Source organism: Flavobacterium paronense (assembly GCF_030409795.1).
Lineage (GTDB): Bacteria > Bacteroidota > Bacteroidia > Flavobacteriales > Flavobacteriaceae > Flavobacterium > Flavobacterium paronense.
Window position 1 is genome coordinate 2,626,142 of record NZ_JAUFQN010000019.1, and the last position, 15,551, is coordinate 2,641,692.

Annotated in this window: 16 protein-coding genes; 10 read left to right on the plus strand and 6 right to left on the minus strand. The window is 33.8% G+C overall.

Translation table 11 applies throughout. The annotated features are described in order from the left end of the window. Positions 1 to 90: 90 nt before the first annotated feature. The 4 genes from QWY90_RS12650 (at position 91) to QWY90_RS12665 (ending at position 4,004) form a co-directional block, all read left to right on the plus strand. A complete protein-coding gene (locus QWY90_RS12650) occupies positions 91 to 399 on the plus strand; it encodes a T9SS type A sorting domain-containing protein (protein WP_290286322.1) in 309 nt (102 codons plus the stop codon). Between the two features lie 105 nt (positions 400 to 504). Beyond that, entirely contained in the window at positions 505 to 2,235 is a 1,731-nt protein-coding gene (locus QWY90_RS12655) for a T9SS type A sorting domain-containing protein (protein WP_290286323.1), read from the plus strand. A gap of 80 nt (positions 2,236 to 2,315) precedes the next feature. Continuing rightward, on the plus strand, positions 2,316 to 3,296 hold the full coding sequence (locus QWY90_RS12660) for a LuxE/PaaK family acyltransferase (RefSeq protein ID WP_290286324.1): 981 nt from the start codon (positions 2,316 to 2,318) through the stop codon (positions 3,294 to 3,296). Positions 3,297 to 3,335: 39 nt separating this feature from the next. Then, complete coding sequence (locus tag QWY90_RS12665; RefSeq protein ID WP_290286325.1) at positions 3,336 to 4,004, plus strand: hypothetical protein; 669 nt, start codon at positions 3,336 to 3,338, stop codon at positions 4,002 to 4,004. 28 nt (positions 4,005 to 4,032) lie between these two features. On the opposite strand, the gene tyrS is transcribed toward QWY90_RS12665, so the two are convergent. Then, entirely contained in the window at positions 4,033 to 5,331 is a 1,299-nt protein-coding gene (tyrS, locus tag QWY90_RS12670; RefSeq protein ID WP_290286326.1) for a tyrosine--tRNA ligase, read from the minus strand. A gap of 256 nt (positions 5,332 to 5,587) precedes the next feature. Between tyrS and QWY90_RS12675 the strand changes: the two genes are divergently transcribed. Continuing rightward, positions 5,588 to 6,583 carry an NAD-dependent epimerase/dehydratase family protein gene (locus tag QWY90_RS12675; protein WP_290286327.1) on the plus strand — a complete coding sequence of 332 codons (996 nt, stop codon included), beginning with the start codon at positions 5,588 to 5,590 and terminating at the stop codon, positions 6,581 to 6,583. Here QWY90_RS12675 and QWY90_RS12680 read toward each other — a convergent pair whose 3' ends face one another. From QWY90_RS12680 to QWY90_RS12690, 3 genes are read right to left on the minus strand one after another with little or no spacing between them, the layout of a single operon-like run. Continuing rightward, a complete protein-coding gene (locus tag QWY90_RS12680; RefSeq protein WP_290286328.1) occupies positions 6,584 to 6,988 on the minus strand; it encodes a DUF4296 domain-containing protein in 405 nt (134 codons plus the stop codon). 10 nt (positions 6,989 to 6,998) lie between these two features. Further along, the gene (locus QWY90_RS12685) at positions 6,999 to 8,339 is read right to left on the minus strand and encodes a dihydroorotase (RefSeq protein ID WP_290286329.1); all 1,341 of its coding nucleotides are present in this window, start codon (positions 8,337 to 8,339) and stop codon (positions 6,999 to 7,001) included. Position 8,340: 1 nt separating this feature from the next. Beyond that, the gene (locus tag QWY90_RS12690) at positions 8,341 to 9,066 is read right to left on the minus strand and encodes a polyprenol monophosphomannose synthase (RefSeq protein ID WP_290286976.1); all 726 of its coding nucleotides are present in this window, start codon (positions 9,064 to 9,066) and stop codon (positions 8,341 to 8,343) included. Between the two features lie 109 nt (positions 9,067 to 9,175). Between QWY90_RS12690 and QWY90_RS12695 the strand changes: the two genes are divergently transcribed. Next, entirely contained in the window at positions 9,176 to 9,850 is a 675-nt protein-coding gene (locus tag QWY90_RS12695) for a DUF4271 domain-containing protein (protein WP_290286330.1), read from the plus strand. A 10-nt stretch (positions 9,851 to 9,860) separates the two neighbouring features. Further along, on the plus strand, positions 9,861 to 10,610 hold the full coding sequence (locus tag QWY90_RS12700) for a uroporphyrinogen-III synthase (RefSeq protein WP_290286977.1): 750 nt from the start codon (positions 9,861 to 9,863) through the stop codon (positions 10,608 to 10,610). Positions 10,611 to 10,685: 75 nt separating this feature from the next. On the opposite strand, the gene pckA is transcribed toward QWY90_RS12700, so the two are convergent. Together pckA and QWY90_RS12710 are read right to left on the minus strand one after the other, a co-directional pair. Continuing rightward, complete coding sequence (gene pckA, locus QWY90_RS12705) at positions 10,686 to 12,311, minus strand: phosphoenolpyruvate carboxykinase (ATP) (protein WP_290286331.1); 1,626 nt, start codon at positions 12,309 to 12,311, stop codon at positions 10,686 to 10,688. An 81-nt stretch (positions 12,312 to 12,392) separates the two neighbouring features. Next, a complete protein-coding gene (locus QWY90_RS12710) occupies positions 12,393 to 12,779 on the minus strand; it encodes a DUF423 domain-containing protein (RefSeq protein WP_290286332.1) in 387 nt (128 codons plus the stop codon). Positions 12,780 to 12,901: 122 nt separating this feature from the next. Here QWY90_RS12710 and QWY90_RS12715 point away from each other — a divergent pair, with 122 nt between their 5' ends. The 3 genes from QWY90_RS12715 to QWY90_RS12725 are packed head-to-tail and all read left to right on the plus strand — an operon-like array spanning position 12,902 to position 15,368. Further along, the gene (locus tag QWY90_RS12715) at positions 12,902 to 13,654 is read left to right on the plus strand and encodes a DUF3108 domain-containing protein (protein WP_290286333.1); all 753 of its coding nucleotides are present in this window, start codon (positions 12,902 to 12,904) and stop codon (positions 13,652 to 13,654) included. A 2-nt stretch (positions 13,655 to 13,656) separates the two neighbouring features. Further along, entirely contained in the window at positions 13,657 to 13,983 is a 327-nt protein-coding gene (locus QWY90_RS12720) for a hypothetical protein (RefSeq protein WP_290286335.1), read from the plus strand. Between the two features lie 11 nt (positions 13,984 to 13,994). Next, positions 13,995 to 15,368: a saccharopine dehydrogenase family protein gene (locus QWY90_RS12725; protein WP_290286336.1), complete on the plus strand. Its 1,374-nt coding sequence runs from the start codon at positions 13,995 to 13,997 to the stop codon at positions 15,366 to 15,368. The last annotated feature ends 183 nt before the right edge of the window (positions 15,369 to 15,551 follow it).

Consider the following 15,551-nt stretch of genomic DNA (forward strand, 5'->3'; position numbering starts at 1 on the left):
TTAAAACATCCTGAAAAACTCAGGATGTTTTTTTTTGGTACGCTATTTGAAATAAAAAATTTATATATTTGTAACAACCAAATTGAAGTCATGGCTAAAAATTACTTTATAATAACCGTATTCCTTATGTTTTCTGTCTTATGCTTTGCACAAGAAGGAAAACAGACAAGTGATGGTTTGGGATTCTACCCAAATCCTGTGAGTAATGGTAAAATATACATTACTTCAAAAACTTCTCTAGATAAAGAAATTTCAATATTTGATGTGCTAGGAAAAAAAGTTTTACAAACTACCATTTCTTCACGCGAATTAAACATTGCAAATATTCCTCCTGGAGTTTACATTATTAAAATTACGGAAGGCGATACAACTGCCACTAGAAAACTAATTGTCAGATAGTTTAACTTTCTGAAAATTAATCTTTAATTAATCATTTTTTTACATTCTTTTTTTTCTACAATACAATTTTGTTGTTATATTTGTAGGCTAATTAAATTTAAAAAAATGAAAAAAATTTACTCTTTATTATTTTTGGTAGTAGCTTCTGTATCATTTGCACAGACTATTTACACTGAAAACTTTGGAACACCAACAGGAACAACATTAATTCCGGCATACATTACTGGAACTGCACCCGCAACTTTCCAAAACTCAACTCCAATTGTTTATTCTGGAACTGGAGATGTAAGAATCACAGGTATATCTAGTGGATACAGTGGCGCTTCTGGTGGTGGAAATGTATTTTTAACAAATACAGCGGGAAAATATTTTCAAATAGATGGTATCAATACTTCTGCTTTTCCTGCAACTAATTTAAGATTGTCTTTTGGATTAAATGCTACTGCAACGGTTCAGCCTATAGTTGAATTTAGTACAGATGGTACAATTTGGACACCAATAACCTATACTAATGTTGCTGGATGGCAATTAATCACTACTGCTAGTGCTGCAATTCCATCAACTACTACATTGTCTTTACGTTTTACACAACCTGCTGTTGCAGCTCAGTTGAGAATTGATGATGTAAAAGTTTTTAATTTTAATCCTGCATGTACCTTAACTTTAGGAAATCCAACAACTTTGTGTGATGCAGTTACCTTTGGAACTGACACTTACACTGTCACAATCCCTTATACAGGTGGGACTGCTGGTGCTTATACTTTCACACCATCATCAGGAACTGTTGGAGGAGACAATCCAGCTACAGTAGCGGCAGGAAACATTACTGTTAGCGGAATTACTGAAGCAACAAATTTTACTTTAAATATAACAAAAGGCGGTTGTTCATACGATGCTAATCCTGTAACTGGTATAGATTGCAAACCTGTTAATGCATTGCCTTATGAAGAAAAATTCCCATATACCGTTGGAACAGCTTTAGGAGCAAATCAAACTTGGTCAAATTCTAATGCTGGAGATAATATCCTTGCAGTTGCAGGAAACTTAAGTTATACAGGTATTACTTCAACAGGAAATTCAGTTTCTTTCTCTGGAATTGGTGCTGAGTGTCATACTCCAGTAACTGCTACAACTGCAACAGAAGGTGGTTTTTATGCAAGATTTTTGATGAATATTACTGATTATGCAAACGTAACTACTGATGGAACTCAAACTTATTTTGTAGCATTAACTGATGGTGTAGCTTCTACTTTTAAAGCTAGATTATTTCTTAAAAAATCGGGAACTCAATACCAACTTGGGTTAACTTCTGGAACTACAACAACAAATTACGCAGCAACCCTATTTAATGTTGGAGATGTAGTTTGTGTGGTTTTAGGATACGATTTTGCTGGAAATACTTTGAAAGCTTGGTTAAATCCAACTCTTGCTACTTTAACAGATGCAACACCAGCGGATTTAACAGACACGCCAACAGCGGCAATTACTACATTAGGAGGATTTTTATTAAGACAAGATAGTGCTACTGCAACTCCAACAATTACAGTTGATGAGTTAAAAATTACAACAACAGTTGCTGGTTTGTTAGGTGTTAGTCAAAATAACATCGCTGGTTTAAAAATATATCCTAACCCGGTTTCTAACGGAACTTTATTCATCGAAACCGCGGCTAATGCTGAAAAAACAGTAACTGTTTTTGATGTTTTAGGAAAACAAGTTTTAAACACTACAACTTCTAACAATGCAATAAATGTAGCTAGTTTACATACTGGTGTTTACATCGTAAACATAACTGAAGAAGGAAAAACAGCTTCAAGAAAATTGGTTATTAGATAATTATTTTTTCAATATATTAAAAAGGCTCTAACGAAAGTTAGGGCTTTTTTATTTTCATTACTTTTGCCAAAAATTACTCTTTGATAAACCCACAAGACATATTCGCCATTTCCTCTCAAAAGCAATTTGAAAAAATAGCGTTAAAAATTTTTCGTTTTCAATATGAAAACAACTCAGTTTATAAAGAGTTTTGTGATTTTCTTAAAGTGGATAAACAATCCGTAAAATCATTACAGCAAATACCGTTTCTACCAATTCAGTTATTTAAAAGCCACGATGTAGTTTCGAATTCAAATGTCGTTCAGGAAACATTTACAAGCAGCGGTACAACGGGAATGATCACAAGCAAACATTTGGTTACAGATGTTTCGCTATACGAACAAAGTTATCGAAACGCATTTTCAGAATTTTATGGCAACATTGAAAATTATGTTGTTTTAGCTTTGCTTCCATCCTATTTAGAGCGTAATGGTTCTTCTTTAATTTATATGGTGAAAGATTTGATTCAGCTTTCAAACAATGAGCATAGCGGCTTTTATTTGCACAATTATAATGAGTTAATTACTAAACTTATTGAATTAGATAACTCGGGGCAAAATGTGATTCTGATTGGTGTAACCTACGCTTTACTGGACTTAGTGGAGAAACAAAAGTTCCAACTAAAAAACACCATCATCATGGAAACCGGCGGCATGAAAGGGAAACGTAAAGAAATGATCCGCGAAGAATTACATGAAATTCTTTGCAATGGTTTTGGCGTTTCAAGCATTCATTCTGAATACGGAATGACTGAACTTTTGTCCCAAGCTTACTCATTGGGCAACGGAATCTTCGAATGTCCATCCTGGATGCAGATTCTAACCCGCGACACCGAAGATGCTCTGACTTATGTCGATTACGGAAAAACTGGTGGAATAAACGTTGTTGATTTGGCCAATATTAATTCATGCTCCTTTATAGCCACACAGGATTTGGGCAAAAAATATTCCAACAACTCTTTCGAAGTATTGGGACGTTTTGACAATTCTGATATTCGCGGTTGTAATTTGATGGTGATATAATAAAGCTTTCTTTTCTTCGTTATACTTTAAATCTGAGCCATGAAACATCTTTTATTTTTACTGATTTCATTTACTGCCTTTGCTCAAAATAAGGCTATAAAAATAGAAATAGATTCGGTAACATCATTCGATTCAATTCCAACAGAAAGGATTTACACCATCAAATATCACATTGAAAACCTAACAGACAAACCGATTTCATTTATTGCCAACACTCAAAACCTAATCCCCATAAATACTGGCTCACAGAGGCATAACGGCTATTATAAATTATTTGAAGAACAAAAGCCAATTGACATGAATACTATTTTTACCAATAAACTTTTTAAAAGTAAAAAAGAGTATAAATTTTATGATGACAAAACTGCAGAAGAAGTTGAAAAAATAGCAATGGAAGAATTTGTAAAAAATCATTGGGATGAAACTAATAAGGATTTGATGAAAAGCATCATCATGATGCAACCTAAAGAGACTAAAAACTTCACAGTAAAACTTTATTGGAACAAGGAAAGATATAGAAAAGAAGATGAATTTGAATTTTACATTGAGGAAAAAGCAACTCACTATATTGAATTTGCTGTGAATTTACTGCTCGAAGAATTTAAAGAAAAGCTAACAGAGGAAGAATACTCCGCAATTATAAATGACAAAACTTTTATCAAAGGCTGGTATACTTCAAACAAAGTTCCAATCGATTTTAGCGAATAAAAAAAGGAACCAAAACGGCTCCTTCTTATTATTTGATTCTGATTACAAAATAATTTTTCTTTCCTCGCTGCAATAACACAAACTGGTTGTTAATCAAATCTTTGGTTGCCAGCTGAAACTCTTCCGTAACTTTTTCCTTGTTTACCGAAATAGAATTCTCTGTCAAAGCACGTCTGGCTTCACCATTCGATTTTAAAAATCCTGATTTTTCATTTAAAACATCCACAATGCTAATTCCTGCTTCAATATCATTTCTTGAAATTTCTGCTTGTGGAACGCCATCAAAAACCTCTAAAAAAGTAGCTTCATCTAAAGTTTTCAGATCATCAGCCGTAGCATTGCCAAACAAAATATTAGAAGCCTGAATCGCTTTTTCCAATTCCGCTTTCCCGTGAACTAATATCGTAACTTCTTCGGCCAATCTTCTTTGTAAAACTCGCAAATGCGCCGCTTCCTTATGCTCAGCAATCAAAGCATCAATAATATCTTTAGCTAAAAACGTAAAAATCTTAATATACTTTTCAGAATCTTCATCCGAAGTATTCAGCCAAAACTGATAAAATTTATAAACCGAAGTCTTATCAGCATCCAACCAAATGTTTCCGCCTTCTGATTTTCCAAATTTCGAACCATCCGCTTTTGTAATTAGTGGAGTAGTCAAAGCAAAAGCCTTAGCTTCGGTATTCGGATTCATTCTTCGAACCAATTCGGTTCCGGTTGTAATATTTCCCCATTGGTCAGAACCACCCATCTGCAGCACACAATTGTAATGTTTATGCAAATGGTAAAAATCATAACCCTGAATCAATTGGTAGGTGAATTCCGTAAAACTCATTCCTTCACCATCGCCTGTCAAACGCTTCTTAACCGAATCTTTCGCCATCATATAATTTACGGTGATTCTTTTTCCAACTTCCCGCGCAAAATCGATAAACGAAAACGACTTCATCCAATCATAATTATTCACCATAATTGGAGCATTGGTTGCGGCCGAATTAAAATCCAAAAATCTAGATAAAACACTTTTAATTCCGGCAACATTCTTCGCCAATTGCTCTTCGTTAAGCAAATTACGCTCATCCGATTTTCCCGAAGGATCGCCAATCATTCCAGTCGCACCACCAACCAAAGCAATCGGTTTGTGTCCAAAGTTTTTCAAATGCAAAAGCAAGATTATCTGCACCATACTTCCAATATGCAACGAATCCGCGGTAGGATCAAAACCAATATAAGCGGTCGTGGCTTCCTTAAGCAGTTGCTCTTCGGTTCCTGGCATGCTGTCGTGGTAAAGTCCACGCCATTTTAATTCTTCTACAAGATTTTTCATCTCACTGAGTTAATAGTTGATATAGGTGTTCGATGCAGTCGCCTTAAAGGCTCGTGTCATTCTAAAATAATTTGCGCAAATATAAGCAGAATTGGGAATTTTAGAAGCGAATGGCTCTGGATTTATCAGCAATCCCTATTCCTGCTTTCCACGCTACAAGGTAGCCGCTCCAATCAGGGCTAGAAGAAAGACTTTTGACATACTTTTTATCAAATCTAATTATCTAAAAATCTAACAATCTAATTATCTTTACCAAATGATAGTAGTAACTGGAGGAACAGGTTTAGTCGGAGCACATTTGCTTCTTCATTTAGTTGAAAATGAAGAATCCATTCGAGCAATCTATAGAGAACCAAAATCAATTGAAAAAACGAAATCGCTGTTCCAACTTTATCACAAAGAAACTTTATTTTCAAGGATTGATTGGATTCAGGCAGATATTATTGACGTTACTTCGCTGGCAATTGCATTCAAAAATGTCGATTATGTTTACCATTGCGCTGGTTTAATTTCCTATGATCCAAATGATGAAGATTTACTCCGAAAAGTAAATATCGAAGGCACAGCGAACGTCGTCAATTTTTGCATCGATTACAAAATAAAAAAACTTTGCCATGTTAGTTCTATTGCCGCTTTAGGAAGTTCAGGGCCAAACCAAAATGATATTACTGAAGAAACCGAATGGAATCCAGAAATTCAACATAGCGATTATGCCATCTCAAAATATGGTGCCGAAATGGAAATTTGGCGCGGACAGCAAGAAGGCTTGAATGTAATAATTGTAAATCCGGGAGTGATTTTTGGCCCAGGTTTTTGGAATCAAGGAAGCGGCTTATTTTTTAGCGCAATTAAAAAAGGATTCCCATTTTACACCAACGGCTCTACTGCATTTGTTGGCGTTACCGATGTGTTAAAAATCATGATTCAATTAATGAAAAGCGATATCGTTGGCGAACGATTTACAATTGTTGCTGAAAACCTAACTTTCAAAAATGTCATCTTTTCAATTGCTGAAAACCTAAAGGTAAAAAAACCTAAATTTGAAGCAAAACCTTGGATGACTGCTTTAGGTTGGCGAATAGATTTGTTTTTTTCGACCATCTTCAAAACCAAAAGAAAACTGTCAAAATACAGTGCAAATTCGCTGCATTCTCATGATTTTATTTCGAATGAAAAAATAAAAAATGCTCTGAATTATGAATTCCAAAGCATTAATGATGTTATTAAAGAAGTAGTTTCTTTACAGAAGTAACTATTGTACCTGAGGTGTATCCGAGTTTATAGTGCTATTTGGATTTGGCGGAACAACTTGACCATTTTTCTTTAGCTGATTATCAATTTTTAACGTTTCGGCATTCAGTTTTTCTTTAACTTTTTCAAACATTTTTTTATATTCTTCAATATCAGAAGCATAATATTTATTGCTGTTTGCAAATTGAGTGCTGTCTATTTTATATTTTTTATAAATATAGTCGTTCCCCGTTTTTGCTGTTATGCCACCATTGATGTTTTGTGATTTGATGGCTTCCAATAAGGATATGTCATATAAAATAGCAACCATTTTGTCTTTTTCAATAAGGTTTTTGGGCTTATCAACTGAATTACTATTACAACTGAAAAACAAAAAAATAAAACCTAAAAGTATACTTCTCTTCATATTAAAATTTTTATCTGTAAAAAAGCAAACGCTTCCCTAAAGGAATATCTTTTACTTTAAAATTTTGATAAACCAATTCCCCATTTACAAAAGTATGGGTAATTCTTGATTTAAAATTATAGCCTTCAAATGGTGACCATCCGCATTTAGCTAATATATTTTCTTTCTTCACATTCCATGGCAAACTTGGATTTACAATTGCCAAATCGGCATAAAATCCTTCTTTGATAAAGCCTCGTTTTTCAATTTTAAAAATCTTTGCCGGATTGTGACACATCTTTTCTACAATCTTTTCTACAGAAATCTTTCCTTGATGATTAGCTTCAAACATAGCAACTACTGCATGTTGCACTAATGGCCCACCAGATGGCGCTTTTAAATACGTTTGCTTTTTTTCTTCCAATGTATGAGGCGCATGATCTGTCGCAATTACGTCAATTCTATCATCTAATAAGGCTTCCCACAAAGCTGTTCTGTCTTCAGCGGTTTTTATTGCAGGATTCCATTTGATGAGATTGCCTTTAGTTTTATAGTCTTCATCCGAAAACCAAAGATGATGAATACAAACTTCGGCAGTGATTTGCTTTTCTTCTAATGGAATTTTATTGGTAAATAGTTCCATTTCTTTAGCTGTCGAAAGATGAAAAACATGCAATCTTGCACCCGTTTTTTTGGCTAAGGCAATCGCTTTTGAAGAAGAAAGATAACAGGCTTCAGCACTTCTGATTAAAGGATGACATTCAACTGGAATATCTTCCCCAAATTGAAGTTTATATCTTTCTAGGTTTGCTTTAATGGTTCCTTCATCTTCACAATGCACCGCAATTAACAATTTTGTACTGGAAAATATTTTTTCTAAAGCTTCATCATTATCAACCAACATGTTTCCCGTTGACGAACCAAGAAACAGCTTTAAACCTGCAACATTTTTGGGATTAGTTTTTAGAATTTCTTCTAAATTATCGTTGGTTCCACCCATCATAAACGAATAATTAGCATAAGAAGTTTTGGAAGCAATTTGGTATTTTTCTTCTAAAATCTCTTGAGTAATAGCATTGGGTACAGTGTTGGGTTGTTCAATAAAAGAAGTAATTCCACCAGCAACAGCGGCGCGACTTTCAGAGGCAATATCGCCTTTGTGCGTCAAGCCTGGTTCGCGAAAATGTACCTGATCATCAATAGCTCCGGGAATAAGGTAACTTCCTTCGGCATCAATGATTTTACAGCTGGATGATTTTGGGCTGATGCTTTCGGCAATCTCAACAATAAATTCGTTTTCAATCAAAACATCGCCTTCAAAAATGGTTCCTTCGTTTACAATTTTAGCATTTTTAATTAAAACTGTGTTCATTTTATAATTGATTTAAAAACTTCTTAAGCCTTAAGGAAATAACTCCAAAAATTGCTTCCTTAATTATAGAACCGCTCATTTTGGATTGTCCTTTGGTTCTGTCTGTAAATATCACCGGTATTTCTTGTATGTTGAAATTTTTGGCGAAAGCCCTGTATTTCATTTCGATTTGAAAAGCGTAACCAATAAATTTTATTTTATCTAAATTTATTTTTTCCAAAACTTCTCGATGGTAACAAATAAATCCGGCTGTGGCATCCATGATTTTCATTCCGGTAATCATTCGCACATAAACCGAAGCAAAATAAGATAGTAACACTCTGCTCAAAGGCCAATTCACAACATTTACACCAGTTACATAACGTGAGCCAATTGCTAAATCAGCACCGTTAAAATGACAAGCAGCATACAATTTTTCTAAATCATTTGGATTATGTGAAAAATCGGCATCCATTTCAAAAACATATTCATACTGATTTTGGAGTGCCCATTTAAAACCGTGAACATAAGCTGTTCCTAAACCTGATTTTTTCTTTCTGACAGACAAAAACAATTTGTCTTGAAATTCATTTTGCAATTCGATTACTTTTTCTGCTGTTTTATCTGGTGAATTATCATCAACAATAAGAACATGAAAGGATTTGTGCAACGAAAACACAGCTCGAATAATACTTTCGATGTTTTCAATTTCATTATAGGTTGGGATAATTACAATACCGTCGCTCATAGTAAGTGCCGTCAAACTTGATTGCAAAAATAAACTTTTTATTAGAGCTTAATCTTAATAATTATATAATAATTTTAAGAAATAAAAAATTAGTAATTTTGGCGTGATTATGATAGAAACTGTTTTACAACCTAGAATTTTGGAACCTAAAGATTGGGCAACGTGTCTGTTTGTTTTTTCTTTTGTTTTAATCGCAATAACGAAAACTGCTTTTGAAACAAGGTTTAGTGAATTCCTAAGAATTTTAGTTTCTGATAAATACATCAAAGTTTACAAAGACACTTCTCATCTTATGAGTGGTTTTACGATTTTATTATTTATTGTTCAAATAATTTCGTTTTCTTTTTTTATTCAAATTCTGTTAAATTATTTTGGCTATGTTGCTAAAACAGATTGGATAATTTTTATTCGAATTTTTACCTTTTTTGGAATATTTGTGCTTTCAAAATTTTTGATTGAAAAGATTGTGGCAACTATTTTTAACATTGAAGAATTTGCAGAACAATTCAATTTACAAAAAGTTAGTTACCGAACTTTTATCGGATTGATTTTACTGCCGATAAACATTTACTTATTTTATAATAATACTCCATCAAATGTTGTTGTTTATTGCGTTATTGGTGTGATTTTAATAATTAATTTGCTTTCTTATTTAGTTTCGTTGAAGATTTATCAAAACTTACTCATTGGCAAGTTGTTTTATTTTATTTTGTATCTTTGCGCACTTGAAATAGCGCCCTACTATTTTATATATTATATGATTACAAAAAAATTAGCACATTAGAATGTCAAATTTGAAAGTGAAAACAATTTTGGTGTCACAGCCAGAGCCAAAAGTAGAGAATTCTCCTTATTTTGAATTACAACAAAAACATAAGGTAAAAATTGATTTCCGCCCATTTATACATGTAGAAGGTGTAAGTGCAAAGGATATCAGAGCTCAAAAAATTGACCTAAATAATTTTACGGCAATCATTTTAAATAGCAGAAACTCCGTTGACCATTTTTTTAGAGTAGCTGAAGAAATGCGATATAAAGTTCCTGAAGATTTAAAGTATTTTTGTCAATCTGAAGCTATTGCATTTTACTTACAGAAGTATGTGGTTTACAGAAAACGTAAAATATATGTTGGTCAAAAAGACTTTGTTGATTTATCTCCATTAATCAAAAAATACAAAGACGAAAAATTTCTATTGCCTGCATCTGATCAATTAAATTATGATGTACCTCAAACATTGAATGGTTTAAAAGTAGATTGGACACAAGCGACTTTTTATAAAACGGTAATGAGTGATTTGTCTGATTTGGCAGATGTTTATTACGATGTTTTAGCATTTTTTAGTCCAACCGGAATTAAATCTTTATTCAAAAACTTTCCGGATTTTAAACAAAACGATACCCGTATAGCCGTTTTTGGAAGTACTACTCAAAAAGAAGCTTTAGAACATGGATTACGTATTGATATTTTAGCACCAACACCAGAAACGCCATCAATGACAATGGCATTGGAAAGATATATTGCCGACGCCAACAAAGGAAAATAAACATTTTTTACCATATATAAAAAAAGCCATTCTCAACTAAGATAATGGCTTTTCCCTTTGGTTTAGGTTTGTTAATTATAATTGTGGTCCTGCTTTGACTAAACTTTGTCCTTCGGTATTATCTGTATATTGCTCAAAATTCTTGATGAAAAGTGATGCTAAATTATTGGCTTTTGAATTCCAATCTGAAGCATTATCATAAGTATCTCTTGGATCTAAAATCGATGAATTTACATCATGCAAAGACGTTGGGACTTGTAAATTGAATATCGGAACCATTTTAGTTTCAGCATTTTCAATTGATCCATCTAAGATAGCATCAATAATGGCACGCGTATCTTTTATTGAAATACGCTTTCCTGTTCCGTTCCAACCTGTGTTAACCATATAAGCTTTGGCGTTGTTCTGCTCCATTTTCTTTACTAATTCTTCTCCATATTTTGTCGGATGCAATGTTAAAAAAGCTTTTCCGAAACAAGCCGAGAATGTTGGTGTTGGCTCATTAATTCCGCGTTCTGTTCCTGCTAATTTTGCTGTAAATCCGGAAAGGAAATAATACTTGGTTTGTTCAGGCGTTAGTTTAGAAACTGGTGGCATTACTCCAAAAGCATCGGCTGTCAAGAAAATTACTTTATTTGCGTGACCTGCTTTTGAAACTGGTTTTACAATATTGTGAATATGATAAATTGGATAAGAAACTCTGGTGTTTTGAGTTACCGAAGTATCTTTGAAGTTGATTATTCCATCAGCATCAACCGTAACGTTTTCTAATAACGCATCTCTTTTGATGGCGCCATAAATATCCGGTTCGTTAGCTTCGCTCAAATCTATAGTTTTCGCATAACAACCGCCTTCAAAATTAAAAACGCCTTCGTTATCCCAACCGTGTTCATCATCACCTATTAATTCTCGTTTTGGATCGGTAGACAATGTTGTTTTTCCTGTGCCAGAAAGGCCAAAGAAAACAGCAACATCACCATTTTCCCCTTTATTTGCTGAACAATGCATAGAAGCAATTCCTTGCAATGGCAAATAATAATTCATCATGGCAAACATTCCTTTTTTCATTTCGCCACCATACCAAGTACCGCCAATAATTTGGATTTTTTCCGTTAAATTAAAAGCAACATAAACTTCAGAATTTAAACCATAATCAGCAAAATGTTTGAAAGAAGTTTTAGAACCATTCATTACAATAAAATCTGGCTCACCAAAATTATCTAATTCTGCTTCTGTTGGACGAATGAACATATTGGTCACAAAATGGGCTTGCCAGGCTACCTCCATGATAAAACGAACTTTTAATCGGGTATTTTCATTGGCACCACAAAAGGCATCTACAACATATAATTTCTTTCCTGAGAGTTGATTTGTAGTATTGCTTTTTAATGCTTCCCATGTATTTTGGTTTATGGGTTTATTGTCGTTAACTGCTTTTTCAGAATTCCACCAAATGGTATTTTCGGTAATGCTGTCTTTAACAATATATTTATCTTTTGGCGAACGGCCGGTAAAAATACCCGTCATAACATTTACAGCTCCGAGTTCTGTCAATTGGCCTTTTTCATATCCTTCTAAATTTGGATCTAATTCGTCATTATATAATTTTTCGAAGGAAGGATTGTGTATAATTTCGTAAACATTTTTGATTCCGTATTTTTCTAACGAAATCGATTTCGTAATTTGGACGTAGTTCTCCATAGAAAGTAGTTTGTATTGTATTATCAATTAGGGGACAAAGGTAAAAATTAAATTTTAGAAACGATTTTTTTTCTCGAAATATTATGTTTTTTTCTTCCAGATATTCCAAAATAAAAGGCTCCAGCCCAGTAATAATAATACCCCACCTATTGGAGTAACAATTCCAATAAATTTAAAATCAACTCCTAGTATTGGTTTTGTGGTAAGCAAATAAATAGACCCCGAGAAGAAAAATACTCCAAAAACCACCAATTGAAACACTGTTTTTTTTACCTTTTCATTCAGATAAGTATTCATACCTAAAAACAATAAAAACAATGCATGATACATCTGATATTTTACTCCCGTTTCAAAAGCACTAAGTTGTTCAACAGACAATTGTTTTTTCAAAGCATGAGCACCAAAAGCTCCTAAAATTATTGCAATGATTCCCATCAAAGCAGCAACGCTTGTAATTTTTCTTTCCATATTAAAAGTCTATACTAAAACACAAATTTATTCGTTATCTGAATACTATTAAAGAAATTTCACGTTTCTTTTGGTATGTGAACCATTTTAAAAATTTATTTTTGCAACATCAATTTACGATCATGAAGAAATTATTTTTTATCCTTTGTTGCTTTTTTGCATTTACAACAGCTAAAAGTCAAACCATTAAAGCTGGTGAAAAACTGGTTTTTGCGGGTTCTTACAACATGAGTGGTTTGATGACGCAATTGGCACAAGTTACCATGTCGACTGAAAATGTTACCACTTCTAAAAATACTTATTTACATTTGAGTTGTGAATTATCAACCTATAGCAAATGGGATTCCTTTTTTAAAATCAGAGATTTATATGAATCTTATGTAAATCCGACGACTTTAAAACCTAGTTTGTATAAACGAAGCATAGACGAAGGCGGTTGGACGAAAAAAGAAAAATACGTTTTCAAAGGAAATGTTGTCAACAGCACTTCAAAGAAAAAAAACACTCCCGAAACCCAAAACACCTTTACCATAGGCGGTTCAACACAAGATGTAATTTCGCTTTTGTACAAAGTAAGAACTATGGATTTGAGCAAATTCAAAATAGGACAAACGCAATCGTTGATGATTGTTTTTGATGAAAAACAAATTCCGGTTACCCTAAAATATATGGGGAAAGAAACGGTTTCTGCCGGAAATTTAGGTAGCAAAGAATGCTACAAACTATCAATTGGAGCCAAAACAGACGCCTTAAAAGGAAAAGACAAAAACCTAATTTGGCTTACTGCCGACAGCAAAAAAGTCCCAACTTTGCTCAAGTTTAGTATACCCGTTGGAACCGGACAATTAACTTTAACCTCAGCAACTGGCATTTAATCATGAGAAAACTACTTGTTGTCTTAGCAATTATTTTTACGATACTGTCAATCATCTTTTCGGCTTTACCACTCGATACTATAGCTTTTTTACCTATTGGATTAGGTTTACTTTTTTGTTTGCTATTGCTTAAAAAATCAGAGCCAAATCAAAAAAAACTTCCTAATTTTTTACTTTTTTTATGTGCACTTTCCTCCGTATTTGTTTTAGGAAAAACACTTCTGATTAAAGATGAAATAGTGAAAGATGTCAAATTTGAAAAAGAAAAAATAGAAACAAAGAAAGAAGCCAAAAAAGAACTTGAAGATTTAGAAAAGGATTTGGAATAAAAAATAACAGCATGAGAAACATTTTAATCATTGGTGCCGGACGTTCAGCATCTTCCCTAATAAAATATCTTTTAAGAAAGTCTACTCAGGAAAACTTAAATGTGACCATTGGTGATTTATCAATAGAATTAGCCCGAAGAAAAACATATAATCACCCAAACGCAAACCCTATTGCTTTAGACATCAATGATGTTGACCAACGCCAAACCGAAATTCAAAAAGCGGATATCGTTATTTCAATGTTGCCAGCGCACATGCATATTGAAGTCGCCAAAGACTGTGTCACTTTCAAAAAAAATATGGTCACAGCTTCTTATATTTCAGATGAAATGCAGAGTTTAGATGAAGCTGTAAAAGCGAATAACTTAGTCTTTATGAATGAAGTGGGACTCGATCCCGGCGTTGACCACATGAGTGCTATGAAAGTGATTCATGAAATTGAAGCCAAAGGCGGTAAAATGATTTTATTCGAATCGTTTTGCGGCGGTTTAGTGGCTCCCGAATCAGATGATAATCTTTGGAATTACAAATTTACTTGGGCACCACGAAATGTAGTTTTAGCAGGACAAGGTGGTGCCGCCAAATTCATTCAGGAAGGCAAATACAAATACATACCGTATCACAAATTGTTCCGCAGAACCGAATTCTTTCATGTCGAAGGTTTCGGAAAATTTGAAGGCTATGCCAATCGCGATTCCTTAAAATACAGAAGCATTTATGGTCTTGATGATATCTTGACATTATATCGAGGAACAATCCGTAGAGTTGGTTTTTCCAAAGCCTGGAATATGTTTGTCCAACTTGGCATGACTGATGATTCTTATGCAATGGAAAATTCAGAAACAATGAGTTACCGTGATTTCATCAATTCCTTTCTGCCATTTCACGCCTCAGACTCGGTCGAATTAAAAACCCGAATGGCTTTGGGCATTGAACAAGATGATATCATGTGGGACAAATTAATGGAACTCGATATCTTTAATGCAAAGAAGATTGTTGGACTCAGAAACGCTACTCCGGCACAAATTTTAGAGCGTATTTTAAACGACAGCTGGACATTACAACCCGAAGACAAAGACATGATTGTGATGTACCACAAATTTGGCTACGAAATTAATGGCGAACGAAAACAAATAGACTCCAAAATGGTCTGCATCGGCGATGACCAAATCTATACCGCTATGGCAAAAACAGTTGGCTTACCGGTTGCAATAGCCACTTTACAAATTTTAAATGGCAACATCAAAACACCTGGCGTGCAATTGCCAATTAGAAAAGAAGTATACCAACCTATTCTAAAAGAACTGGCAGCCCATGGTGTAGTTTTCAATGAAACCGAGATGCCTTATGTAGGTTATAATCCTGATAAGTTGGTCGGGAATTAGAGCGTCCGAAGCGAATGGTTTGGGCATTTTTGGTTTCCATTTTCCCGCTTTCCGCTTCAATATCTTTGTCAAAGTTTAAAACTTTGACAAAGATGATTTTCACTACAATCGGGGCTATTGAGGAATGGTCTTTTGCTAAATCAGTTGTCTATTAAACATTTTGATTATAACTTAAAACAAAAT